Raw genomic sequence first — 25749 nt, 5'->3', positions numbered from 1 at the left:
TTCTATGAAGAAATATTTCTCAATATTTATTGTAGTTCTTTGCGTGTTTTTTGGAAAAGCACAGAATCAGTTTGCCCAAAAACTTTCTAATGCGGCTTTAAGCCTTACAAAAGACCGTGTAAGTTATGATCCCGCCTATTTCAACATCAAGTATCCGAACGGAGACGTTCCTTCGGACAAAGGCGTTTGTACCGATGTTGTGATCAGAGCTTACCGAAAACTGGGGATTGATCTTCAGAAAGAAGTGCATGAAGATATGGCGAAAAATTTTTCAAAATATCCTAAAAAATGGGGACTGAAAAAGCCCGACACGAATATCGACCACCGCAGAGTTCCCAACCTGAGAGTGTTCTTTGCCAAATTTGGAAAATCAAAATCCATTGAAACCAAACCTGAATTATATGTTCCCGGAGATATTGTAACCTGGGATCTTCCTGGAAATTTAACGCACATCGGAATTGTAGTGAACAGAAAATCGGCGGACGGGAAAAGATATTTAATTGTACACAATATCGGAGGCGGACAGGTTTTGGAAGACTGTCTGTTTAAGTTTACCATTACAGGACATTATCAATATCAGAAATAATGGTGAGAAATGTAATCTGCTTATTGGTTTTTATGTTGATGGGTTTTGCATCAGCTCAAAAAAATGAACTGAAAATCATCAATAAGCCTATCAATTATTCTGAAGAGAGAGTTCGTTTAAGTTTGGAATATCTGAAAGAGCATCACGGTCTGGTTCTGAAAACACCGACGATTGTTCCGAAAATGATTGTTCTTCACTACACGGCAGGCGGAAATGTGGAAAGCAATTTTAAATATTTCAACAAAACGCATCTTGAAAACGCAAGAAATACCCTGAAAAAGCAAAGCACGCTGAATGTTTCTTCACAATTCATCATTGACAGAGACGGAACGGTTTATCAGTTGATGGAACCGAATCAGTTTGCAAGACATACGATTGGTTTGAATTACTGCGCCATCGGAATTGAAAATATCGGAAGTAAAAAAGAACCGCTTACGGACAAACAGGTTTCCGCGAACGCACAACTGATACGGTATTTAACCCAAAAATATAAAATAGAATACCTCATCGGACATTCGGAATACGGAATCTTCAGAAATTCAAAACTGTGGAAAGAATCTGACCCGAATTATTTCACAGGAAAAGAAGATCCGGGAAAGGATTTTATGAACAAAGTAAGGCTTCAGACCGCCGATTTACATCTAAAAGATAAACCGTAATGAATATTTTATTTACCAAAAACCTAGATCCTGCGATTGTAACCAAAGAATTGGGAGACGATGTTTCGTTTGACTGTGTTGAGGTAATTAAAACAAGTTCTCTAACAATTGAGTCTTTTGATCTCAAAGATTATTCATTAATTTTTACCAGCGCAAAAGGAGTAAGTTCATTTTTTAAAAACGGATTTAAACCCAACGAAGATTTTACGGCGAAAAACTACAATAAAATCTACTGCGTCGGTGAAAAGACGAAAAAAGAGCTGAGAAAAAACGGTTTCGGAACGTTTAAAGTCCTGAAAAATGCCGAAGAACTTTCACGGTTTATCATTATGCACTGTCAGCAGGAAAAATTCCTTCATTTCTGTGGAAACATCGCATTAGACGTGCTTGACAAAAATCTTCCTCTTCAAAACATCAGCTACAGAAAAATCACGGTGTACAATACGGAGGAAATCAATCCGTTGATAAATGAAAAATATCATGCCGCAGTGTTTTTTAGTCCGAGCGGAGTTCGTAGTTTTGCAAATCGAAATTCTTTTGGTGATATGATTCTGGTTTCCATTGGAGAAACGACTGCCAATGAACTCAGAAAGCATACTTCAAAGCCTGTTTTGGTTTCGGAAGGAAGCACATTACTTTCTGTTCTGAAGCTGATCCGAAAAGAGATTTTAAACAAAAATTGATATTTTAATTGTCATTCTTGGCAATAAAGTCTAGTATATTATGATTAAAAACGACCTATACTTAAAAGCACTTCGCGGAGAAACCGTAGAAAGACCGCCGGTTTGGATGATGAGACAGGCTGGAAGATATTTGCCGGAATTTATTGCATTACGCGACAAATACGACTTCTTCACAAGATGTCAGACACCGGAACTTGCTTCCGAAATTACCGTACAGCCGATCAGAAGATTTCCTTTGGATGCAGCGATTTTATTCTCTGATATTCTCGTTGTTCCGCAGGCAATGGGAATTGATTTCAAAATGAAGGAATCTGTAGGTCCATGGCTGGATAATCCCATCAGAACGATGGAAGATGTGCAGAATGTGGTGGTTCCGGATGTGAATGATACGTTAGGTTATGTTTTTGATGCCATTGAACTGACTTTACAGAAATTAGATAATGAAATTCCGCTGATCGGTTTTGCAGGTTCTCCATGGACGATACTCTGCTATTGTGTGGAAGGAAAAGGAAGCAAGGCTTTTGATATTGCTAAGTCTTTCTGCTTTACACAACCGGAAGCGGCGCATTTATTACTTCAAAAGATTACGGATACAACGATCGCTTATCTGAAAAGAAAGGTTGAAAAAGGGGTTTCTGCGGTTCAGGTTTTCGATTCATGGGGCGGAATGCTTTCTCCGGCAGATTATCAGGAATTTTCATGGAAATACATCAACCAGATCGTTGAAGCTTTAAGCCCTTTAACGCACGTTGTGGTTTTCGGAAAAGGATGCTGGTTTGCTCTGGAAGATATGGCACAGTCTCCGGTTTCTGCTTTGGGTGTTGACTGGACGATTAAGCCTGAGTTTGCAAGAACTTTAACCAATCATACAATGACGCTTCAGGGAAATTTTGATCCTGCAAGACTGCATTCAACTCCTGAAACAATTAAAAAAATGGTTACGGAAATGATCAACCGTTTCGGAAAAGACCGTTACATTGCCAATTTAGGACACGGCATTTTACCGAATATTCCTGTGGAAAATGCAGAAGCTTTCATCAGAGCAGTGGTGGATTGGAAACCGAATGCTGAGTTTTAGTATTTAAATACATATAGAATAAAAAATCCCTTTCAAAAAACCAATTGAAAGGGATTTTAATTTTAAAATAATTTTTATACATTTGATTATCAAATATTTATAAAAATGGATATCCGAAGCAGAAAATTAGCTTTTATACAGGCTTTTCTCAACCTTCAGAGTGAGGAAATGATTGTTCAGTTTGAAAAACTCATGAAGAAAGCTAAAAATATGGATGAAGAAAATCAATTTAAACCTTTCTCCACAGAAGAAATGAATGAAAGAATTTCAAGATCCGAAGCTGACTTCAACAATAAAAAATTCAAAACCACTTCTGAACTTCTGTCAAAATACGGAAGGTGAAATATAAAATCATTTGGTTGGAATTTTCAGAAAAGCAGATTGATGATATTTTTAATTACTATGAATTAACATCAGGAAGCTACAAAGTTGCTTTAAAAATTGTTACTTGAATTCTAACAGCTCTGGATAAATTAATTGACAATCCTAAAATGGGTCAGAGAGAATTTTTACTTGAAGACAGAATCATCCCGTATCACTACATTGTAGAGTCTAACTATAAAATTATTTACTCTGTAGACGAGGAAAATCAGTTGATTAAAATTGCAGATGTTTTTGATACAAGACAAAATCCTAAAAAGATAGATCGCGAAAAATAAATAAAACACCCTTTCAGCAATTGAAAGGGTGTTTCTATGAGTAAAACAATCAATAATTACTTGATTTCTGTAATGAATTCTTCTTTGGGTTTTCTTATTTTCGTAAGATTTACCAACCAGTCGTTGGAAGCATCTCTGTACCCGATTGGTAATAAAAGAACGCTTTTTAAACCTTTTTCCTGCAGGTTTAAAATCTTATCAACTTCTTGCGGAACAAAGCCTTCCATTGGGGTAGAATCTACTTCTTCGAAAGCGGCTGCAATAATCGCTGCTCCAAAACCGATATAAGCCTGTTTTGCTGCATGAGTGAAGTTTTCTTCTGCAGATCTTTGCGGGTAAGTATTTAAAAGACTTTGTCTGTAATTTTCCCATCCTTCATTTTTAAATCCTCTTACTTCATTGGTAAGATCAAACATTCTGTTGATTCTTTCTTCTGTGTAATTATCCCACGCTGCAAAAACCAATAGATGAGAACAATCTGTGATCTGCGGCTGATTCCACGCATGAGGTTTGATCTGTTCTTTAACTTCCTGATTGGTAATCACTATAATTTCAAAAGGCTGAAGACCGCTTGATGTAGGAGCCAATCTTGCTGCTTCTACTATTTTATCCACTTTTTCCTGTGGTACTTTCTGACCGTTCATAGCTTTGGTAGCGTATCTCCAGTTCAGTTTTTCAATTAATTCCATAGATTAAATTTTAACTTTCACAAAATTAAATGATGTACCACAATTTTTGATCTATGATTTTCAAATTTCATTTATTGGTATTATCTATAATACAGAATCTTCTTCCACCGGACTTGAAATCTGATCTGCAAAATACTGCTCCAGATCTTTCAGGGTTTCAGGATTGGTCTGAATATCTTTTACCAATTGTCCTTTGTTTACCACTACAATTCTGTTGCATACTTCTGTTGTATGGGAAAGATCGTGGCTGGAAATAAGGAAAGTCACCCCATCCTGTTTAGACAGTTCTTTAATTAAGTTTTTAAGCTTGATCTGTGTGGAAGGATCCAGATTGGCGAAAGGTTCATCCAGAATAATGATTTCGGGATTTCCGATGATGGCGCCCACAATTCCTACTTTTTTCTGGTTTCCTTTAGAAAGATCGCGGACGTATTTTCCGGAGTTTAAAATTTCTCCGCTGAAAAGATCATGAAACTGTTTTAAAAAGGCATCAACAGAAGCTTTGTTCTGCCCTCTCAGTTCCCCGATGAAATAGAAATATTCTTCCGGTGTAAGATAACCGATGAGGAAAGAATCGTCTACAAAAGCGGAAACTTTGTTTTTCCATGCTTCAGATTCATTTACTTTTATCCCGTCTATGCTTACAAATCCTGTAGAAGCCTGAATAAGATCAAGCATTAAGCTGAAAAGGGTGGTTTTTCCGGCTCCGTTATTTCCTACCAGACCGAACGTTTCCCCTTTCGGAATTTCCAGATGTTCTATATTTAAAACGGTTGCTTTTCCGTATGTTTTTGTTAAATTATTAATGGTGATCATATTAATCTTTGTTTTTGAATGCTTCTAATGTGCTGTATTTTTCTACTTTGTAGTGTTTTACGATAATATCGAAGATCTTTTCTCTGATAAAAAATCCGATTACTCCTAAAACTCCGATACTGATAACTCCCGCTGTAATACTGAAAAACTTCTGCATCAATGCGAAAACAAGCATCGGAAGAAACATCTTCGGAATAAGCAGCAAGAGCGCTTTTACGTTAAAGCTGTTTTTCTGTCCGAATCTTTTTTCTTTGGCATTAAGATCTATCTGCGTTTTGTTAAAAGCGCCCGACCAAAGTGTAAACTGAGAATTTACCCCGATATTGTAAATGCCGGCAGCGAAGAAGGTAAGATACATTTCCCAGCCGAAATAGGCGTAGCAAACCGCCAGAATCATGGAAAAAGCGGTGACAATATTCATCAGCCACCATTTTGCTTTCAGGTATTCTTTGTAAGGAACATTCAGCGTCATCATCAAAGGATAATAAGAGCTGTCGAAAGCAGGAACCCGCTGTCCGAACATAAACTGAAATCCTCCGGTTACAAATAATCCCATGAACATCATCATTGCAGGTGTTTTGTAAATCGGTGACGAAAACATCAACAATCCGTAGAACAGAAACATAATGCTTCCCCACAAAATCCCTTTCGTTACCTTATTGCGTTTCAGCATTTTAATATCATTGTTGATGAACGTTCCGATCGCTCCGTATTTGTTGAGAAAGGTAATATTCTCGGTTCTTCCGATTTCTTTTTTAGCTTCCAGACCTTCATCCAGATAAAATATTTTCCGGATATGATTATAGCAGATTTTCCACAACCCGAAAAACAACCCAATTGAAATTACTACAAAATAAGGTCTTTCAAAAAAATTATAAAAAAACCGCTCAGAATAATCCAGAACCGGAACAATATTGTAATACGCCAATCCTGCAACTGCCGCAAAAACACATCCGACAACGATGGCAATGGTTTCTTTATCGTTAAAAAGAATGTTGATAAAATTATTGAGGTAAAATAACAGCGAAATCCCAATCAGCCATTCAACAACGCCCAAAACATCATATCCGTTGAATAATGCAATGATGGAAAAAGTAATCAGGAACAGGGAATTGAACCAACTGAAAGCTGACAGAAATGTTTTTCCCAGCATATAATTCACCAATGTCTTTTTGGGAATATTGAGCGTAAGAAACGGCTTTATATTCTGCGTCGGCAATTCCTGCCAAATATATTTGGCAATGAGATCAACCGCCCAAGCCGCAATCATGAATTTTGAAACCACTTTTATGGGATTCTGATGCATTTCTTCCTGAATATAAAAAAATGCTCCGAAAGCTCCTCCTACAAGACAAGCCATAAAATAAAGAATCCCGATAAATCGAAGAATCTTCATTGCCAGATTGATTCCTAAAGAGCTGCCCCGAAAAAAGCTTTTGATTTCTAATCTGAGGAATTTTAAAAACATAGCCATCTTTTATTACATTAGTTTATATAAAGATAGAATTGTTACAGAAATTGAATTTATATGGATAGAAAAACAAAATCGCAGAAAATTTCTGCGGTTTGACTTTTCATTTTAGCTTTTTGTAAATTTTATACTGAAGTCATTTAAACTTTTTTCTTTGGAAAAAAGTTTAAATGACTTCAGTATAAAATTTAAATCAACGCTTAATAATTCAGTCTTTCCAGACGGATTTTATTGAATTTTTCTTTTTCGTTGAACTCGCGAAGCAGAATGTAGCCTTCTTTCGCAACATACGGCGTTACCACATAATTATCTTTTTCTGAAATAGGAACGACTTCCTGTTTGAATTTTCCGTCAATAATCGTATTGATAAAAAGATTCCACTTCTTTTCTTTGGTTACCTGATCTTTCTGATAATCGCGGAAGAAAAAGACAACGTCTTTACCGTCATTCAGGTATTGAGAAAAAAGATAATCGCTGTTTACCCACTTGGATTTTTCTTTTTCAAAAACCTGTACATCTTTTACCTTAAAATCTTTATCGGTGTTAATGTAAACCAGATCGGTCGTTTTCGGAGCATTGTACTGTCCTGCAGGTTTGAATTTTTCTGAAAGAATTCCCACACTGCCGTCACTCATAAAATACGCATCCTTTGTCTGAAGATAATAGCCGTTTTCTACGCCTCCGTCTGCGCTCAGTTTTGGAATGTGGTTGGAAAGATCCGGTTTGTAGCTGATGGTTTTCAGATCTACATTATAATTGTTTTTATCAAGGATAAATCTTGCAAAGCCTCTGTTCTCTTTGGAAATATAATTTCTTCCCAGCAAAACTACTTTATCATCAAAAGTTTTATCATTATCAATTCCGCTTAAAGCATCAATATTATAAATGGTTTCTGGAGAAAGTCCCGTTATCGGTTTGTTGGAAAGTTCTTTTCCGGTTTTCATATCAATCACCAGAAGAGAAAAAGTTTTGTCGTCATCGTTCACCTTTCTCAGGATTCCGTAGGTGCGGTTTTCGTCCTTTTCCAAAATAGTAAGATCCGAAAATACTTTTTTATCTCCATTTGTATTGTAGCTGTATCGCCAGATCTCTTTCTTGTTATCGTCGAATTTAATCAGGCTGTTTTTATTGATGTATTTTCCGTAGTCGTTGTATTCTAAAGCCAGATAACCGCCTTCTTTAATTTCTCCTACCGCAGAAACATAATTGTAGCCTTTCTCTTTCTTCTCGGCGCGGTTTTCTTTTCTTTCTTCTTTAAAAGTTTTGGGCTGTGAGATTTCTTTAAACGTTCCGTCTTCCTGATAATCGTAATAAACTTTAGGCTTTACTGTATTGGTCTTAGGATCTATGACCATAGAAACCGGAGCCGCTGCATCTTTGGAAAAAGCCTGAAGATAATTGATGTCCGAAGGCTGAAGAATAATCTGCCCTTTAAAATCCACATATCCGAAATAATTGGAAACCAGAAGTCCCGCTTCAAATTCCTTATTCGCAACCGGATTCAGGTTTTTATCTAAAATAACGTATTCGAATTTCTGTTTTTTATTGTCTGTTTTCCCGTAGGAATAGATAGAAACATAGCCGTAAAGATTGTCTTTGGTATCAAACAGCGCATTCATTCCTACATTTTTTCCCGATGCTAAAGAAGCCAGATCCTGAGTCTGAGAATAAGCAATTGTCTGAATAAGACCAAAAACCAAAAATGTTAATTTTTTCATGGTTAAAATTTGAATTTCAAAAATAGCAAATTCGGGGATATGTTCTTAAAAAAATAAAAGCCCTGATTTCTCAAGGCTTTTTATCTATATTTTAGAAAGTAAATTTCTGAAACTTGTCTTTTCGTCAATAATTCTTCTCAATTCTGAAACAGGAACTCTTTCCTGAACCATCGTATCTCTGTCTCTTATCGTCACCGTATGATCTGTTAAAGAATCGTGGTCGATCGTGATACAGTAAGGTGTACCAATAGCGTCTTGTCTTCTGTAACGTTTTCCGATCGCATCTTTTTCTTCGTAGAATAAATTGAAATCGTATTTTAAATCATTGAAAACTTTTTCTGCATATTCTGCTAATCCGTCTTTCTTCATTAACGGAAGAATCGCTGCTTTAATGGGCGCTAAAGCCGGAGGTAAAGATAAAACCGTTCTTTCGGAACCATCTTCCAAAACTTCATCTCTTAAGCAGTGAGAGAAAATAGAAAGGAATAATCTGTCTAAACCAACCGAAGTTTCCACTACGTAAGGAACATAATTTTCGTTTCTTTCAGGATCGAAGAACTGAAGTTTTCTTCCTGAAAATTCTTCATGCGCTTTTAAATCGAAATCCGTTCTTGAGTGAATACCTTCCAGTTCTTTGAAACCGAAAGGGAAATTAAATTCAATATCTGCTGCAGCATTTGCGTAGTGAGCCAGTTTTTCATGATCGTGGAATCTGTAATTTTCGTCACCCAAACCTAAAGCTTTGTGCCAGTTCAGACGCTTTTGCTTCCACTGCTCATAGAATTCAAGTTCTGTTCCCGGAGCTACGAAGAACTGCATTTCCATCTGTTCAAATTCACGCATTCTGAAAATAAACTGTCTTGCAACGATCTCATTTCTAAATGCTTTTCCGATTTGTGCAATACCGAAAGGAAGTTTATGACGAGAGGTTTTCTGTACATTCAGGAAATTAACGAAAATTCCCTGCGCAGTTTCCGGTCTTAAATAAAGATCCATTGCAGAATCTGCGGATGCCCCTAACTTAGTCCCGAACATCAGGTTGAACTGTCTTACTTCCGTCCAGTTTTTAGAACCGGTATCAGGATCAGCAATTTCCAGCTCTTCAATTAACGCTTTTACATCAGCAAGATCTTCATTTTCTAAAGATTTTGCCAGTCTGGAAAGGATTGCTTCCCTTTTGGCTCTGTATTCCAAAACTTTTGGATTTGTTGCCACAAACTGATCTTTATCAAAAGCCTCACCGAATCTTTTCGCTGCTTTTTCAATCTCCTTGTTCTCCTTATCTTCAATTTTAGCACAGTAATCTTCCACCAAAACATCTGCTCTGAAACGTTTCTTAGAATCCTTATTATCAATCAATGGATCGTTGAAAGCGTCTACGTGCCCCGAAGCCTTCCATGTAGTCGGGTGCATAAGGATCGCCGAATCAATACCCACAATATTTTCGTTAAGCTGTACCATCGCTTTCCACCAGTATTGCTTGATATTATTTTTTAACTCGGCTCCGTTTTGTCCATAATCATAAACAGCGGATAAACCATCGTAGATCTCACTCGAAGGGAAAATAAAACCATATTCTTTAGCGTGAGAAATCACTTTCTTGAAAACATCTTCTTGCTTTGCCATAATTTTTTAACGTCTGAAAGTGCAAAAATATGAATTTGAATCCCAATTCCATGAAATTCAATAAAAAAAGCCGTCAATAGACAGCAAATATTTACATTTTTAAATTTCAGGAGTCGGGAACCTGCTTTCACTACTCGCTTTTTTCTGTTTTCAGCGCGGCGGAGCCGCCGCGCTGAAAACAGAAAAAGAGCTCAGACATGCCGTTCAATCAGGACTACTAAGAACAGCATAAAAAAAGCAGTCGTAAAAACTGCTCTTGTATATCTTAGAAATTGTAGGATAATCCGATGCTGTTTCCTGTGATGTCTAACCTGTAAGAAGCGGTTTTTGCTTCTCCGCCTTCCGGATTCTGGTTTTGCGTATCCACAGCTTTCTTCAGATTTTTTCCGGAACTGATCGCAAAAGGAATCCCGATTCCCACAAATCCGGCTCCGATTCCTACCAATCCCCAACCGCTTTTATCTTTTACTTTGTAGGCTACGCCATTGTGATAAGCTGTTTTGGTACGTAATATCTGTTTTGCTAATCCGAAACCGATAAAACCACCGCCAATTGCTCCGAAAATCTGAGAAACCGTACTGTTCGTGTTTGCTTTCTTCATATAGTTCAGTGCTTCAGGATTGGTGAACACTTTTTTATACTCGGAAAATTTAAATTTCTGATCTCCTTTGATGAAAAATTCCCTGTTGGATTTTCCCAACTTCAGTGAATCTGAATTCTGGGCGAAAGAAATTAATGGAAAAATACTCAGCAATAAAGTAAATAATAGCTTTTTCATAGTTAAAAATTTGCGCGAAAATAAAGATTCTCTCTTTTATCAAAAGAATTTAAAATGTTAATTTTTTTCAATATCAGAGGTATGAAATCATTTTTTCCTTTTGGTGAACCATTTGTTATCTGCACAGAAAATTTCTGAGGGAAAGATCGTTACAACTTATATTACCGCCAAAACATTACAGAATAGCGCAGGAGAAAATCCTAAGCGAAGAGTAACCGTTTATCTTCCGCCGGATTATGAAAAATCCTCCAAAAGATATCCCGTTATTTATTTTTTACACGGTTTTTTCTGGAGCGACAGTTTGCTGGTGAGCAACGATAAGATCAATCATATTTTTGATCGGGCGATTTATTCAAAAAAGATAAAACCTGTTATCGTTGTTATGCCCGATGAAAGTACCATTTTCAAAGGAAGTTTTTACGCCAATTCAAAATCTTCAGGAAACTGGTCAGATTTCACTTCTGTTGAGCTGGTCGGTTTTATTGATAAAAATTACAGAACAATAGCAAATAAAGACAGCCGCGGAATTTCAGGGCATTCCATGGGCGGAAACGGAGCGTTAAGAAATGCAATCCTTCATCCTGAAGTTTTTTCTTCTGTGTATGCACTGTCACCCGGAATTTTAGACGCCCGTTTCTTTGCACTTTCAGAAATGGGACTCTATAAAAATGCTGATCAAATTAAAAACATTCAGGATGTATCCAAACCGGAAAATGCAAGGTTAAATATTGTCTTTGCCATCGCAAGAGCTTACAACGGAAATAAAAATAAAGCTCCCTTTTTTGCAGATCTTCCATTTTCTTTTGAAGGTGAAAAGTTAAGGATTAATTCAGCTATTTTAGACGAAATGAACAGGAATTCCACTTCAGAACTGCCTTTTTCACAGTATGAAAATCTGAAAAAATTAAAAGCCATAAAATTCGACTGGGGTAGAAACGACGAGCTGAAACACATTCCGCCAAGCTGCCTGAATTTCAGCAAAACACTGGAGATGCTAGGTATAAAACATGAAGCTGAAGAATACATAGGAACGCACGGAAGCGAAGTAAGCAAAGAAAACGGAAGAATTGAAAATCAGATGCTGCCGTTTTTTAATACACATCTTAAGTTTGAAGAATAAGCATAAAACATCTACTTTTGCCGGATGTTAGAAATTCTTTATCGCGACGAACATCTTATTGCCATCAATAAACCGAGCGGATTGTTGGTTCATAAATCTTTTTATTCGGGAGAAGCCGATACGTATGCGATTCAGGAACTGAGAAAGCAGATCGGGCAAAAAGTGTATCCTGTCCATCGTTTAGACCGGAAAACTTCGGGCGTTTTGCTGTTCACTTTAGATAAAGATACTCTGAGAATCATGAGTACTCAGTTTGAGGAAAAAAGGGTTGAAAAAAAATATATTGCTATTCTGCGAGGCTGGACAAAAGAAGAGGAAACAATCGATTATGATCTGGTTAACGAAAACGAAATTACGCAAAATGCAATAACATACTATCGCCGTCTGCAGACTTCAGAGATCGATTTACCCTTTTTAAAACATCAGACTTCCAGATATTGTCTGGTAGAAGCTATCCCCGAAACGGGACGATTTCATCAGTTGAGAAAGCATTTTAAACATATTTTACATCCCATTTTAGGCTGTCGAAAGCATGGTTGCAACAAACAGAATAAATTGTGGCTTCAAACCTTTGACATCAATAAAATGACGCTTCACGCCCATCAGTTAATTTTTAATCATCCGATTTCCAACGAAAGAATTACGGTAAATGCTACAATAGATGAGGATTTCAAAAAAGTAGGGGATATTTTGAAACTGGATTTGAGCGCATATTCTTAACTTTTACAGCTATTATTCTGGCTCTTTCTTGTTGTTGTAAATCTATTAGACTAATTCAAACCTCATAGGTTTTTAAAAACCTATGAGGTTTATATTTTACCGAATAACTATCAAGCTCTTTAAATTGGCTTCTTCAAATCAACTCGTTGATTCCTCATTGCTCACTTTATACAAGAACATAGAAATTGAATCTTTACGTCAAAAATTATCCATTGAGTTGCCAATTACATATTTAAATTTTATAGATACCATTGATAATATCTTTTTCCATAAAATATCATACATTAACCGAACATTAATTTTAAAATGAGTACTTTTGTAAAACTTTTTTTCAATGTACAAATCGCTCATTCGCCCGATTCTTTTTAAATTTGATCCTGAAGAAGTACACCATTTTACTTTTTCGATGCTTAAAAATTTCGGATTTCTTACCAAATTATTTTTTCCAAAACCTATTGAAGACAAACGTCTGGAAAGAGAAGTTTTTGGCTTGAAATTTAAAAATCCTGTTGGTTTAGCGGCAGGTTTCGATAAAAATGCGGTTTTATTTAATGAACTGGGAGATTTAGGCTTTGGATTTGTAGAAATCGGAACCGTAACGCCGAAAGCTCAGGCGGGAAATCCTAAAAAAAGACTGTTCCGTTTAATTGAAGATGGCGGAATTATCAACCGAATGGGCTTCAATAACGACGGTTTAGAAGCAGCGATTGAAAAACTGAAAGGCAACAAGGGAAAAATTATCATCGGTGGAAACATCGGAAAAAATACGAATACTTCTCCCGAAAATTACACGCAGGATTATCTGGAATGTTTTGAAGGGCTTCATCCTTACGTAGATTATTTTGTGCTGAATGTAAGCTGTCCGAATGTAGGAAGCCACGCCAAACTGGAAGATGTAGAATATCTTCGTGAACTGATTACGGAAGTGAAAAAAATCAACCAGTCGAAATCTGTACAGAAACCAATTCTCCTGAAAATTGCTCCGGATCTGAACAATAATCAATTAGATGAAATTATTGAACTGATTGCTGAAACAAAAATTGACGGAATTGTAGTTTCAAATACTTCCGTGAACCGTGAAGGTCTGAAAACGTCACCTGAAGTTTTAGCGGAAATCGGAAACGGCGGTCTTAGCGGAAAACCGATTCGTGAAAGAAGTACAAAAATGATCAAATATCTGTCTGATAAAAGCAACAGAGCATTCCCGATCATCGGAGTTGGCGGAATTCATTCTGCAAAAGATGCGCTTGAAAAGCTAGATGCAGGAGCAACGTTGGTTCAGTTGTACACAGGTTTTATCTACGAAGGTCCGGAATTGATTCAAGATATTAATAAGGAAATTTTGACGAGAGCAGGTCGTTTACCAAGATAAGTTGAAACGATAAAAATATAGAAGTATAATAAACTTTTTTACTAAACAGTAATTCAAAAACTACTGTTTAGTAGTTGAAAGTTTTACTTAAGGATTCACAGAACCTGCACAAACACCATTAATGCATGCGCCCGCTAATGTAGCTGGTCCTGAATTATTTCCTATAGCACCTGGTCCGAATCTTTGTGGGCAAATACTTTTAGAATTACAAGGACATCCTACAGGAACAATTTCAAGTGCACTTTGACAATAATTGTTGTCAGGATCATATACTACTAAATTTGTTAATCCACCTGTTATTTCTTTTAGAGCTTTTCTTGATAATGGAGTTGCTCCATTTAATAATTTTTTCATATTAATGAGATATTTATCAATCTCGAAAATACTCTTTTCTTTCAATAAGAAAAACAAAAAAAAATTATAAAATATGTTAATTTTTCATCTTGACTTTGTAATTGAAGCATTTTTCACGTCTACAGTCAATTGAAAATGAGTCCGATGTTTTTTAATGTTGACTTCCAAAATTATAAAGATGTAAATTAGCCAAATCATAAACTCCCGTCAAGGGAATTTTCTTTTTGTATTTATCATAATAATACCAACCTTTCACAAAATGCTGATACTGATGATAATCGATAATTCCATCATAGCTCAACTGCATTGTGACAGGATTTCCGGCAATCTTTCCTTTGAAAATTTGAGAACAATCTATTACTTTTTTTAATTCAATTTTTTGGCAAAGTAAAAATGTTAGGCTTAAAGAAAATAACAGTGAGAGTGTTTTTTTCATGGTTTGATTGTAACTTAATTTAAAATGGTCACAAGAAAAAATGCGCAATCGTATAAATAATCAGCCCCACCAAACCACCGACGATCGTTCCGTTCACACGGATGAACTGAAGATCTTTCCCTACTTCCAGCTCCAGCTTTTCGCTTAATTCTTTTCCCTGCCAGTTTCCGACGGTCGAGCTGATGAGATTTCCGAATTGATGGGTATTTTTTAGAATATATTTGTAAGCGGTAACACGAACCCAGTCGTCGATTTTTTTCTGAAAATTTTCGTCGTTTTTTAAATTCTGTGAAAATTCATTCAGATTTTTAGACAGATATTTTTTTAATGAAGATTCATCGTCCTGAAGTTCTTTCGTTAACGTATTTTTAATGGAAATCCAGATGTCGTTGGAATATTCATTCAGCTTGTCGTTTTTGAGGAGATCATTTTTAATGTTTTTGAATTCCTCTTCCCATTTCGGATCCTGTTTGAGTTCATTGGAGAAATCATAGATTTTCTGGGTGATCAGATTTCGTATTTCGTGGTTCGGATCTTGTTCAATCTCTTTGAAAAAGTCAGAAAGTCCGGAGGTAATTTTATCAGCAATTTTATTATCCACAAAAGCAGGGATAAAAGTATAGCTTCCTTTTTTCACGCGGTCTTTAATCATTTCATCATTTTCAGCGATGTAATTTTTAATCTGAGAAGAAAGATTGGTAATAATCCTCTGATGATCGTTTTTGTCTAAAAGATAGTTGATTCCGTTGCCTAAAATGGCGTTCAGTTTGATGGTATCTGTCATTTCAGACACTTTGTTGCTGATAAAACGGCTTACTTCCGAGTCATCGAGCTTATTTAAAATATCTAGTACAATATCCGAAAGGTTTTTAAGCAAAACATCCTGATTCTTTTCTTTTCCGAGCCATTCTCCCACAAAATTCGAGATTTTTAATTTCTGGATATAAGGTCTGATGTTTTCCGGAGAAAGAAAATTAGTTACGACAAAACTTCCCAAATTGTCTCCCAGTTTCTGTTTGCTGTTTTCAATAAGATTGGTGTGCGGAATCGGTAATCCGAGCGGATGGCGGAAAAGGGCTGTTACGGCAAACCAGTCTGCCAAAGCTCCCACCATTGCCGCCTCGGAAAAGGCACGAACGTAACCTATCCAGTGCGAGTCTATGGTTTTTTGCAATAGGGTTGTTCCGATAAACAGAACTGCCATCAACACAAATAATCCTGTGGCAAATGCTTTGTATTTTCTGAGCTGTTTTCTTTTGGCTTCATCATTCATATCCTCAAATTTAGTAAATTTGGTTGTGAATTTTCAAGGACAAATTTTGCTGTAAAAAAATAGTAATTTATATGTCTGATTTCTCAGAATCATTGTTTTTACGGCTTAAATTTTGTCTCACTTATAAAAATATTTAAAATTCTATGGAAAACCAAGCAAAAAACAATCCATACTACTCCAGAACAGATACTTCAAAACTCGATATTTCCAATGAAGAATGGAGAAAAATCCTGTCTCCGGATTTATATGCCATTGCCAGAGAAGCCTCAACGGAAAGACCATTCACCGGAAAATACAATGAATTTGATGAATTGGGAGAATATTACTGTGCGGTGTGCGGAAACCATTTATTCCGTTCCACTTCGAAATTTTCTAGCAGTTGCGGCTGGCCAAGTTTTTTTGAAGCAGATAAAGAAGGAGTGTATTACAAAAGAGATACTACCTATGGAATGGAAAGGGTAGAAGTACTCTGTAAAAGATGCGATTCCCACTTAGGACATGTTTTCGATGATGGTCCTCAACCAACAGGATTACGCTACTGTATGAATTCCATAAGTCTGGAATTTGTTGCAGATCCTGAAAAATAATATTAATTATGATGAGCTATGAAAGAAGTTATTAATTTTGATGAACGGAAACCTATTTGGATTGCATTATCTGATCTGTATTTGGATACGGAATTAAAACAGGATTTTCATTTAAAATATATAGCTACCACAATATCCCAAAGCTCGTATACTTTTGATGAGGTGAAAAAAATTAATAAGTATGAAGTTTTTCCTGTACTTTTTTCAAATTTGCTGCATCCTGCAGGCGAATGGTTTGCGTTTGATGAAAGGATAACTATAAATAGTATTATAGAGTGGATAGAATCAAAAAAACCTTTAGATTTACTGGCTGTTGAATGGGTTTATATGGTATATAAAGACATCAATGAAGAATATTGGGATGAGATTGAATATCTATATAATAAAATAAGAAGTAGCTCATTATCTGGTAGTTAAAATTTCTTAAATTGCGTTAAACTTTGTGGAGTTATTGCGCTTACCCTAATTATGTTTTATACATTTGCTGACTCAATTGGATTTAACATAATAGTGAAATAGTGAATGAAAGCATTGTATAGCTTATTAGGTGCAGCTTACATCGTTACTACTTCATTCTATTTGTCTCCAAAAAAGGCAGTCGAAAAGAATGAAATCAGTACAAAAAAAATTGTAAGATTAGCCGACACGAAATCTGAGAAACCTGCGGCAACAGCAGTAAGTTCATCAGAAGAATTATACAAATCTATTGTTTTCGAGCAGGGACACGAACTTAATGAGGAGGTTTTTTTCAAAGCAGTAACAGGTTTTGAAAATATGAAGAAAGCAGGTTTGCTTAACGAAGATTCGCATTTACTTACGGTATGCGATTTTTCTATGTCTTCGAACACGAAAAGACTTTGGGTAATTGACATGAATGAGAAAAAAGTATTGTTTAATTCATTAGTAGCTCACGGAAAAAATACAGGTGAAGAATTTGCTACGAATTTTTCTAACACGGAAAGTTCGTTGCAGAGCAGCTTAGGATTTTATATCACGGATGCAACGTACGACGGCGACAACGGCTATTCTCTTAGACTACTTGGAATGGACAAAGGATTTAATGATGCAGCCTACAGAAGAGCCATCGTTATGCACGGCGCAGATTATGTAAGCGAAGAATTTGCCGCCATGCACAAAAGAATCGGCAGAAGTTGGGGTTGTCCCGCCGTTCCGAGAGATTTAACAAAACCGATCATTAATACCATTAAAGGAAGAAATCTTCTTTTTATTTATTATCCTGATCAGAATTACCTATCCAAATCGGAGTGGTTGAAAGCATAACAGAAAAGCAGTCGAATTTGACTGCTTTTTTTATTTCTATTAAATTAAACATTTCCTGCACGTTTGTCATTCTGACGAGGGAAGAATCTATTAAATTACTATTTTTCGTTGATTAAGAGCGGATGATACAGAATTGTTTTATCTGCTCAATCTTCCAGAGATTTATTCAAAAAGCTTAAGAAAACTTCTTAAAAATCAACGTGGCATTGTGTCCTCCGAAACCAAAAGCATTACTTAAAGCATAATTGATGTTCTTTTCTTTCGCTCCTCCAAAAACAATATTCAGGTCTTTCGGGATGTTTTCATCAATATTGTGAAGATTAATGGTTGGCGGAATAATTCCGTTTTCTATTGCTTTGATTGAAAGAATGGCTTCCGCAGCTCCGGCAGCTCCCAGCAAATGTCCCGTCATGGATTTTGTAGCACTGATGTCAAGATTTTTACTTCCTTTAAATAATTTATTGATTCCGTTTAATTCTACCAAATCTCCCATTGGAGTAGAAGTGGCATGAGGATTAACATAATCAATATCTTCTGTGTTGATTCCTGCTTCATGTAAAGCCAGTTGCATCGCTTTAATGGCTCCGACTCCATCGGGATGAGGTGCTGTCATGTGATACGCATCGGCTGTCATTGCTGCTCCCACCAATTCTGCGTAAATTTTTGCGCCTCTTGCTTTAGCGTGCTCGTATTCCTCAAGAATTAAGGCTCCTGCGCCTTCTCCCATCACAAAGCCGTCTCGTTCTGCATCATAAGGGCGGCTTGCGGTGGAAAAATCATCATTTCTTGTAGACATGGCTTTCATAATAGAGAAACCACCGACTGAGGCTGGAGTAATTGCGGCTTCAGAACCACCACTCACAATCACTTTGGCTTTTCCTAATCTGATGTAGTTAAAAGCATCCATCAAAGCAGTATTTCCGGTTGCACACGCTGAAATGGTTGTATAATTGATTCCCTGAAGTCCGAATTTCATTGAAATCATTCCCGAAGCCATGTTGGCAATAAATTTAGGTACGAAGAAAGGATTGAATCTTGGCGTTCCGTCTCCTTTGGTAAACTCCATCACTTCACTTTCGAACGTCCACATTCCGCCCTGTCCGGTTCCCCAAATTACGCCGGTGTCGAAAGGATCCATTTTTTCAAGCTCTAATCCGGAATCTTTTAAAGCTTCTGCTGTGGAATACATTGCGTATTGTGAAAAAAGATCGCTTCTTTTGATTTCATTATGTGTTAAATGGACTTTCGGATCAAAATTTTTAACTTCACAGGCAAAATGAACTTTAAATTTTTCTGTATCGAAGTGGGTAATTTTGTTGGCTCCGCTTATGCCGTTGATGCTGTTGTTCCAGAATTCTTCAACATTATTTCCTAAAGGCGTTACTGCGCCAAGTCCTGTAATGACAACTCTTTTCATTTAGTTACTGATTTTGAATAGATTAGAGGTTCCTCTTGCAATTAAGCGCGTTTTATCTACATTCCAGATTTCGCACTCTGCGTTTACAAACTGCTTTCCTCTTTTGAGGATTTTCGTTTCAGCTACAATATTATCATTTTCTTTTGCTGTTGAAAAATAATCGATGCTGTTATTTATGGTTACGATAAAGTTTTTTTCGTTTAAAGAGAACATAGTGGCTCCGATAACATCGTCAAAAATAGCTGCGGTAACTCCGCCGTGGAGATTTCCCATCGGATTCAGCCATTCCTGCCTTACTTTGTACTGGAACTCCAATTGTCCTTCTTCTGCCGAAAGAACAACGGGATTCAGCCATTTCATAAATGGGGAAGGAGATGCTGTAAACTCTTTTCCGATGAATGATTTTATGATTTGTAATTTATCCATATGAATTATGAGATATTTTGTTTAATTTCTTTGTCGATAACCTCTAAAATCCTGTCTAAAGCGAGATTGAGATATTTTTCGTCTTCTGTGGTTTTGGATAAAAGAATTCCGCCTTCAATCATCATCACCAATAAAGAGGCAAATTCTTCAGCGTTAATTTCAGGCTTGAATTCTCCGCTTTTTTGCCCTTCAACGATAATGTTTGAGATGGTTTTTATCCAGTCCTCAAAAGAATGCCGTACTTTCTTTCTAAGTTCCGGAAAGGAGTCAATACATTCTGTCGCTGCATTCATTAGCGGACAGCCGCCGTTTTGGAAGACTATTTTCCAGTTTTTTCTGTAAAATGCGATAAAAGCATATAATTTTGAAGTCATGGTAGGATATTCTTCACCAAAAGACCTTTGCAGATTTTTTTTCAGAACACCTGCGTTGAACTGATATACTTTTAGAGCTACTTCATCCCTGTTTTCGAAATTTCCGTAAATACTTCCTTTGGTTAAACCAGTTGCCTGTGTAATGTCGGAAAGTGATGTAGAATTATACCCTTTGGTATTGAACAAAGCTGCGGTTTTCTCGATGATGAATTGTTTTGTCTTTTCTGCTTTTGACATTTTCTGTTGAATTGATGCAAATATATAAAAAATATACCGATTGGTATATTTTGTAATGAGATTAAATATATCCATCTATATCAAACCATTAAATTTCCTATAAAAAGGTTAGATTAACCTGAGTTCGGGATAAGTCTTCTTAACCGCAAGGTTAAACAAAGAGATTCAATTATCAGGAATTCACCTTTTAAGATATACAAAGGCGTAAAATTGATCAAAGTAATACCATTTTCGTCTTTTTTAAATAAACGAAGTGCCTTTGTTTAGCTTACAAACTTTCAATAAGTAAAAAAAATATTTTGTTTTTCTTTGCGATAAATTAATATAATTCTATAAATCAATTGTTTAAATTTATTTCTTATCCTGAACTGAGGTTAATTAAGTTGAATCTTCAGTTTTTTAAGTTTTGGCTAAAGCCTTTTGATTTGTTCTTTTAATGAAAAAACGGGCTGAAGCCCGTTCCTATTCATGATATTAAGATTTTAAATAATTTACGTGAAGAGCTTAATAGTCTTAACTTCTTAACTAAAATCTTAATCGTTCAAACTCTTAGTTAGCCAAAGTCGCTTCCAAAGTAATTTCGAAGTTGAATGCTGCACTTACCGGACAGCCTTCTTCCGCAATTTTTGCATATTTCTGGAATTCTTCTTCTGAAATTCCGGGAACTTTAGCTGTTAATGTCAATTCAGATTTTGTAATTTTTCCTGCGCTCGGGTCCAAAGTAATAACAGATTTTGTCGTTAATTCTTCCGGAGTATAGCCTGCCTGAGAAAGTTCTGCGCTTAATTTCATGGTGAAACATCCTGCGTGGGCCGCTGCTAATAATTCTTCAGGATTTGTTCCCACTCCGTCTTCAAATCGGCTGTTAAATGAATACTGAGTCTGGTTTAAAGTGGTGCTTTGTGTGGTAAGATGTCCTTTTCCTTCTTTAATGGTTCCGTTCCAAACGGCTGTTGCGTTACGTCTCATAATGTTTTGTTTTAATATTGTTATTTTGATGTGACAAAGGTATTGCAGATTTCGTTCCAGATAAATACACAAAAAGAACTAACTATTGTACTTTTTTCCCGAGATATAATTTTTTTTGAAATTTGCAGGGGTACTTCCGATTTTTTGCGTGAAAAGACGGTTGAAATAAGCAGGATCTTCGTAGCCCAGATCGTAGGCAATTTCTTTCACCGGTTTATCGGTATAAAATAAAAGTCTTTTGGCTTCCAGTAAAATTCTGCCGATGATAAACTGGTTAGGAGATTCCAGATTTAAATTCTTGAATTTATGCGTGAGTGTCTTTGGAGAAATATGAAGCAGTTCTGCATAATCAGCCACATTATGTTTTTCCCGAAAATAAACTTCAAGCAAACGGCTGAAATCTCTGAAAATATCCAGTTCGTGCGCCGGAATTTTTATTTCATCATTATTCAGATTCTGCTTTTTCCATTTTCTGGTGGCGCGGATGATAATTTGTTTAATGTAGGTTCGGATCATTTCCTCTGCGGAAGAATCTTTCCATTCCAGTTCGTTTCTGATGCTTTGAAGTAAATGTTGAATTGCAGAATTTTCTTCTGCATCCAGTTCAACAAAAGGAATTTCAAACACATTATGAAAAAGCAGTCCGTCGCAGGCGACTTCCTTATCATGAATCTGAATGCAGTAAAAATCACGGTTGTAATAGATCAGATGCGATTCGCCGCTTCCTTTTTCAATTTGCAGATGCTGATTCGTCAGAAAGAATAAGGCAGGACTTTCTGTTTTATAATTACTGAAATCTACAGACAGGTTATATCCTGCAGGAAGATAGAAAATTTTAATTTCAGATTTGTACTTGTTGTCTTTAAAATCGTGCAGATTGTTTTTGGAAAAAGTTTCGAATCCCAGTTTCTTGTACTGGTCTTCAAAGATAAGTGTTTGCGACATCCTTTTGCTTTCCTATAAATGTACAAAAAAGCATGATTCCAACACTATTAAATTGTTGAAACCATGCTTAATAATATAAACTTGATTGCTGAATTTTCTGAACCATTAAGAGGATTTAAGTAGTTAAGTTTAGTTTAGAAAATCAAATTGATTTTAATAAGGATAAAACTAAAAAGCGAAGCTTATCTTAATATTCTAAACTCCTTAACAGAAATCTTAATGGTTTAAACTAATTGCAAATAATTTTAATTCTGGTTTTTGGCTCACGACTCCAACTCACTAACGCTAGAACCCTCCAACTCTAAAACTTAAAAAGTAACATCCAGTCCCACATAAAAATTAGCTTTCATGATTGGAGCATACACCATTCCGCCGTCAAAATAATTTCCGAAAGGATTTTTAACATCAACAATGGCATTTTTCTGATAATAGGAAGTTAAATTTTCTCCTCCTAAATACGCCCTGATTTTCTTATTGAAATTCCTTGAAATCTGTGCATTTAAAACCGCATAGGATTCGGAATAGGAAGGAAGCTGAAATTCCGCAGGATTCGATGAAGTATTGGGAAGCCTCTGTTTTCCGACTGCATTCAGTGTGGTGTCGAAACTCCAGAATCCACCTTTGGTGTTTTTGTTGGTAGAGTAGGCAAGATTTACAAAACCTCTGTGTTTCGCCATGAAAGGAACTTCACGTCTTCCATCCAGATAATCTGCCTGAACATCGTAATATTTGTAAGCCAGTCTCACCTCAAAATTTTTGAAAGGAATGAAATCCCACTGAGTCTGGAAAGAATTGGCGAAAGACTTTCCGTCAAGATTATAGAAAGTCAATTGTTGAGGAGACCGATCCAGATCCACCATCACCTGATTCTGAAAATCTGTTCTGAAAAAATCAGCAACAACAGTAGATTTTCTCCCGAAAAGTTTGAATTCCTGCTGTAAACTGGCTCCGTAATTCCAGGCAATTTCAGGTCTTAAACCGTAAATATTCCCTCCGTTCTGCAATACCTGAATGGATCGGCCAGATGCAAAATACTGCTGACTTTCGGCAAAAATATTGGCTGTTCTGAACCCTCTTCCTGCGGAAAGCCTCAAAATCGTCTGCGGTGTAAAATCATATTTAAAATTCAGTCTCGGCGTGAACTGCGTTCCGGCAAGATTATGAAAATCTACTCTCGCTCCTGCAACTAAGGTGTATTTTAAACCCGTTAAAGTATATTCCGCAAAAGCTCCCGGAACAATTTCGTTTCTTTTAATGGTTGAGGTTAAGTATGTTTCGTCATATCCATCATACATGAAGCTCGCTCCGGCTTTGTATTTATGATTGGTGTTTCCCAAAATGCTTTCAAAAATTAAATTGGAATAATACGTCTGCTGCTTTCCGGAATAATTTCTCAGTCCGAAAAAGCTGTCCTGCTGATGAAAAGTGTACTGGTTCATCCAGCCCAGACTTTGGTAGGGTTTTCCTTTAAAAACATATCCTGTTTTATTCCAAACCTGAAATCTGGAGATATCAATTCCAACTCCGTACAGCGATTGCTTTTCCTGTGGCACTTTTTTGTCAAACCCGATCTGTCCCGAAGTTCTTTCGTCTTTGATGAAATTAATTCCAAAATGCGAACCCAATCCTGAGTTCTCCAAATCGTTGTAATTCAATAAATAAGCTGCGTTTAACTGTGTTCCTTTCGGTCTGTCCAGAAATCCGTCATCATTCATATCGGTATCTCCAAAAGTTCCGTTTCCGTGCAGCAAAAATGTCTGCGACCATTTTTCATTAATGGGCGAAACACTGGTGATATTGGCTTCTGCTCTTCCGTTAAAATCTGAAAATAAATTCAGTGAAGTTTCCGGCTTTTCAGCATTTTTCAGAAGTTCTGTATTTATTTGTCCTGTAATGCTTTCATAACCGTTCGTTACGGTACTTCCGCCTTTGGTAAGCTGAATACTTTCAATCCATCGTCCGGGAATGAAACTCAGTCCGTAAGCGGAAGCCAATCCGCGGATTTCGGGAAGTAATTCTTTTGTTAAGCTTGTATATTTTTGGTCTAAACCTAACATTTTCAGTTGCTTTGTTCCTGTAACCGCATTGCTGAAAGAAACATCAACCGTTGCGTTAGTTTCAAAACTTTCAGAAAGGTTACAGCAGGCTGCTTTCAGGAGTTCTTTTTTATCAATATTAAAAATAAGTCCTGCTTCTTTTTTGTTTAAAGACGTTGCTGCTTTTGATCCGTTTACCGTAACGCCTTCAATATTTTTTTCATGACTGCCGTGATTTTCACCCGCTGTGTTATGATCATTGTGGTCTGTGTGTTCCGAAGGATTTCCTTCTTCAGCATGAACTTTCGGATTTGCTTCTCCAAAAGGAATTTCTCTATCGTAAAGGCAGCATGAAGGCAGATTTTTATACGTGCTGTCGCTGGATTTATACTTCTCGTTATCATGACCAACTTCCGCTATTTTCTTTAAAATTTTGTCTGAAGATGTTTTATTCGAATCAAAATTCAGCGTTACAATTTGTCTTTCGGCATTCCATTCTGCGGAATCTGCTCCTGCATCTTTTGCCGCTTTTTCAATTCTTGCTTTGCAGGATTCGCAATTGCCTTTCACATAAAACTCAGTCTCTTTTTTAGTATGAATTTTATGATTATCACTAGTTTGTGGCTGTAAGTCTCGGTTGTAATGACAACATCCCGGAAGAGCTTCATACGTTTCAGCAGAGGCTTTGAATTTTTCATTGTCATGACCTGCTTCGGCGACTTTTTTTAAGATTTCATCAGAAGAAGCATTGTTGTCTGTTTCAATAGTTAATGTCTGTAAATCAATTGAATAGGTTGCTGTTTTTGCGCCTGCTTTTTTAGCAGTATTTTCGATTCTTTCTTTGCACATCTCACAGTTTCCTTTTACTTTGAACTGGTTTTTAGAAAGATTCTGGGCAAAAATACATTGTATGGATAGTAAGAATACACCAAGAATAATCCTGGAAATATATAATTTCATTTTGTTTAAAATTTAGATTAATTAAAGCTTGAATGCAGCAATGTAAACATCAGGTCGATAACCAGTCATTGTGATGCCGGTCAACCGATGTTTAGTAACATTATTTTTAATTAAGCTATTTTTGGCGGCTGCCAGATTTCTTTTAAACGGCTTGAAAGAAAAGGATCAGAATATTCGAACTGTGAATTTTTATTCGATTTGTAATACGAATATTCTAACTGTAAACTCTTTGAAAAAGGAGTTTCTATAAAAGTATAACAGGCTAAACACGTTGAACAGCAATCGTCGTTACAATTTGATTTCTGTTCTTTTTTGTGATGATTGTTTTCGGAACTTTGAGAATGATCTTTTTTACAGCAGCTCATTTCAGCATCTTTTTTGCAACAGTTTTCCTGCATATTCTGTGCATAGAAGCTGTCTTTAGGAACTAAAAAAATTCCCAAGCAGAAAATGATTAAGATGATCTGAAAAAGTTTCAT

The 25749-nt window shown here is 36.3% G+C and carries 28 protein-coding genes; 12 read left to right on the top strand and 16 right to left on the bottom strand.

The window, feature by feature from the left end; genetic code table 11:
• The first annotated feature begins 4 nt into the window (after positions 1–4).
• From H6W53_RS12750 to H6W53_RS12725, 6 genes are all read left to right on the top strand, one after another.
• Positions 5–586, top strand: a complete 582-nt coding sequence (locus H6W53_RS12750; protein WP_185207320.1) for a DUF1287 domain-containing protein — start codon at positions 5–7, stop codon at positions 584–586.
• Positions 586–1245: a peptidoglycan recognition family protein gene (locus H6W53_RS12745; RefSeq protein WP_185207318.1), complete on the top strand. Its 660-nt coding sequence runs from the start codon at positions 586–588 to the stop codon at positions 1243–1245. The genes H6W53_RS12750 and H6W53_RS12745 overlap by 1 nt, the downstream gene beginning before the upstream one ends.
• Entirely contained in the window at positions 1245–1928 is a 684-nt protein-coding gene (locus tag H6W53_RS12740; protein ID WP_185207316.1) for a uroporphyrinogen-III synthase, read from the top strand. Before H6W53_RS12745 ends, H6W53_RS12740 begins: the two co-directional genes overlap by 1 nt.
• A gap of 40 nt (positions 1929–1968) precedes the next feature.
• On the top strand, positions 1969–3006 hold the full coding sequence (hemE, locus tag H6W53_RS12735; RefSeq protein ID WP_108408911.1) for a uroporphyrinogen decarboxylase: 1038 nt from the start codon (positions 1969–1971) through the stop codon (positions 3004–3006).
• Between the two features lie 105 nt (positions 3007–3111).
• A complete protein-coding gene (locus tag H6W53_RS12730; protein WP_185207314.1) occupies positions 3112–3348 on the top strand; it encodes a hypothetical protein in 237 nt (78 codons plus the stop codon).
• A 110-nt stretch (positions 3349–3458) separates the two neighbouring features.
• On the top strand, positions 3459–3665 hold the full coding sequence (locus tag H6W53_RS12725; protein WP_317169753.1) for a type II toxin-antitoxin system RelE/ParE family toxin: 207 nt from the start codon (positions 3459–3461) through the stop codon (positions 3663–3665).
• 56 nt (positions 3666–3721) lie between these two features.
• Here the strand turns inward: H6W53_RS12725 and H6W53_RS12720 are convergent, their stop codons facing one another.
• The 6 genes from H6W53_RS12720 to H6W53_RS12695 all read right to left on the bottom strand — a co-directional run bounded on the left by H6W53_RS12720 (position 3722) and on the right by H6W53_RS12695 (position 10763).
• Complete coding sequence (locus tag H6W53_RS12720) at positions 3722–4354, bottom strand: nitroreductase family protein (protein WP_185207312.1); 633 nt, start codon at positions 4352–4354, stop codon at positions 3722–3724.
• Positions 4355–4438: 84 nt separating this feature from the next.
• Complete coding sequence (locus H6W53_RS12715; RefSeq protein WP_185207310.1) at positions 4439–5170, bottom strand: ABC transporter ATP-binding protein; 732 nt, start codon at positions 5168–5170, stop codon at positions 4439–4441.
• Between the two features lies 1 nt (position 5171).
• On the bottom strand, positions 5172–6638 hold the full coding sequence (locus tag H6W53_RS12710; protein WP_185207308.1) for a DUF5687 family protein: 1467 nt from the start codon (positions 6636–6638) through the stop codon (positions 5172–5174).
• A 203-nt stretch (positions 6639–6841) separates the two neighbouring features.
• Complete coding sequence (locus tag H6W53_RS12705; protein ID WP_185207306.1) at positions 6842–8359, bottom strand: hypothetical protein; 1518 nt, start codon at positions 8357–8359, stop codon at positions 6842–6844.
• A gap of 84 nt (positions 8360–8443) precedes the next feature.
• Positions 8444–9985: a glycine--tRNA ligase gene (locus H6W53_RS12700; RefSeq protein WP_185207304.1), complete on the bottom strand. Its 1542-nt coding sequence runs from the start codon at positions 9983–9985 to the stop codon at positions 8444–8446.
• 265 nt (positions 9986–10250) lie between these two features.
• A complete protein-coding gene (locus tag H6W53_RS12695; RefSeq protein ID WP_076391512.1) occupies positions 10251–10763 on the bottom strand; it encodes a hypothetical protein in 513 nt (170 codons plus the stop codon).
• A gap of 103 nt (positions 10764–10866) precedes the next feature.
• Between H6W53_RS12695 and H6W53_RS12690 the strand changes: the two genes are divergently transcribed.
• The 3 genes from H6W53_RS12690 to H6W53_RS12680 all read left to right on the top strand — a co-directional run bounded on the left by H6W53_RS12690 (position 10867) and on the right by H6W53_RS12680 (position 13975).
• A complete protein-coding gene (locus H6W53_RS12690; RefSeq protein ID WP_317169752.1) occupies positions 10867–11883 on the top strand; it encodes an alpha/beta hydrolase in 1017 nt (338 codons plus the stop codon).
• 24 nt (positions 11884–11907) lie between these two features.
• On the top strand, positions 11908–12603 hold the full coding sequence (locus H6W53_RS12685; RefSeq protein ID WP_185207300.1) for a pseudouridine synthase: 696 nt from the start codon (positions 11908–11910) through the stop codon (positions 12601–12603).
• A 334-nt stretch (positions 12604–12937) separates the two neighbouring features.
• Positions 12938–13975 carry a quinone-dependent dihydroorotate dehydrogenase gene (locus H6W53_RS12680; protein WP_185207298.1) on the top strand — a complete coding sequence of 346 codons (1038 nt, stop codon included), beginning with the start codon at positions 12938–12940 and terminating at the stop codon, positions 13973–13975.
• Between the two features lie 87 nt (positions 13976–14062).
• Here H6W53_RS12680 and H6W53_RS12675 read toward each other — a convergent pair whose 3' ends face one another.
• The 3 genes from H6W53_RS12675 to H6W53_RS12665 form a co-directional block, all read right to left on the bottom strand.
• The gene (locus H6W53_RS12675; RefSeq protein ID WP_123956575.1) at positions 14063–14329 is read right to left on the bottom strand and encodes a hypothetical protein; all 267 of its coding nucleotides are present in this window, start codon (positions 14327–14329) and stop codon (positions 14063–14065) included.
• 151 nt (positions 14330–14480) lie between these two features.
• On the bottom strand, positions 14481–14765 hold the full coding sequence (locus H6W53_RS12670) for a hypothetical protein (RefSeq protein WP_185207296.1): 285 nt from the start codon (positions 14763–14765) through the stop codon (positions 14481–14483).
• A 28-nt stretch (positions 14766–14793) separates the two neighbouring features.
• Positions 14794–16038: a DUF445 domain-containing protein gene (locus H6W53_RS12665; RefSeq protein WP_116099443.1), complete on the bottom strand. Its 1245-nt coding sequence runs from the start codon at positions 16036–16038 to the stop codon at positions 14794–14796.
• Between the two features lie 143 nt (positions 16039–16181).
• On the opposite strand from H6W53_RS12665, the gene msrB reads away from it, so the two are divergent.
• From msrB to H6W53_RS12650, 3 genes are all read left to right on the top strand, one after another.
• Entirely contained in the window at positions 16182–16625 is a 444-nt protein-coding gene (gene msrB / locus H6W53_RS12660) for a peptide-methionine (R)-S-oxide reductase MsrB (protein WP_185207294.1), read from the top strand.
• An 18-nt stretch (positions 16626–16643) separates the two neighbouring features.
• Positions 16644–17042 carry a hypothetical protein gene (locus H6W53_RS12655; protein ID WP_185207291.1) on the top strand — a complete coding sequence of 133 codons (399 nt, stop codon included), beginning with the start codon at positions 16644–16646 and terminating at the stop codon, positions 17040–17042.
• 105 nt (positions 17043–17147) lie between these two features.
• On the top strand, positions 17148–17906 hold the full coding sequence (locus H6W53_RS12650; RefSeq protein WP_185207289.1) for a murein L,D-transpeptidase catalytic domain family protein: 759 nt from the start codon (positions 17148–17150) through the stop codon (positions 17904–17906).
• A 175-nt stretch (positions 17907–18081) separates the two neighbouring features.
• Here H6W53_RS12650 and fabF read toward each other — a convergent pair whose 3' ends face one another.
• The 7 genes from fabF to H6W53_RS12615 form a co-directional block, all read right to left on the bottom strand.
• The gene (gene fabF, locus H6W53_RS12645) at positions 18082–19323 is read right to left on the bottom strand and encodes a beta-ketoacyl-ACP synthase II (protein WP_185207287.1); all 1242 of its coding nucleotides are present in this window, start codon (positions 19321–19323) and stop codon (positions 18082–18084) included.
• Entirely contained in the window at positions 19324–19749 is a 426-nt protein-coding gene (locus H6W53_RS12640) for a PaaI family thioesterase (protein WP_185207285.1), read from the bottom strand.
• A gap of 5 nt (positions 19750–19754) precedes the next feature.
• A complete protein-coding gene (locus tag H6W53_RS12635) occupies positions 19755–20360 on the bottom strand; it encodes a TetR/AcrR family transcriptional regulator (RefSeq protein ID WP_185207282.1) in 606 nt (201 codons plus the stop codon).
• Between the two features lie 549 nt (positions 20361–20909).
• A complete protein-coding gene (locus H6W53_RS12630) occupies positions 20910–21329 on the bottom strand; it encodes an OsmC family protein (RefSeq protein ID WP_076391534.1) in 420 nt (139 codons plus the stop codon).
• Positions 21330–21407: 78 nt separating this feature from the next.
• Positions 21408–22274, bottom strand: coding sequence for a helix-turn-helix domain-containing protein (locus H6W53_RS12625; RefSeq protein WP_185207280.1), 867 nt, complete (start codon positions 22272–22274; stop codon positions 21408–21410).
• 308 nt (positions 22275–22582) lie between these two features.
• Positions 22583–25270: a TonB-dependent receptor domain-containing protein gene (locus H6W53_RS12620; protein ID WP_185207278.1), complete on the bottom strand. Its 2688-nt coding sequence runs from the start codon at positions 25268–25270 to the stop codon at positions 22583–22585.
• Positions 25271–25380: 110 nt separating this feature from the next.
• A complete protein-coding gene (locus H6W53_RS12615) occupies positions 25381–25713 on the bottom strand; it encodes a hypothetical protein (protein ID WP_228457796.1) in 333 nt (110 codons plus the stop codon).
• Positions 25714–25749: the final 36 nt, after the last annotated feature.

Source organism: Chryseobacterium sp. C3 (assembly GCF_014218905.1).
Taxonomy (GTDB): Bacteria; Bacteroidota; Bacteroidia; order Flavobacteriales; family Weeksellaceae; genus Chryseobacterium; species Chryseobacterium mucoviscidosis.
This window is presented reverse-complemented; position numbering and strand designations above follow the sequence as displayed.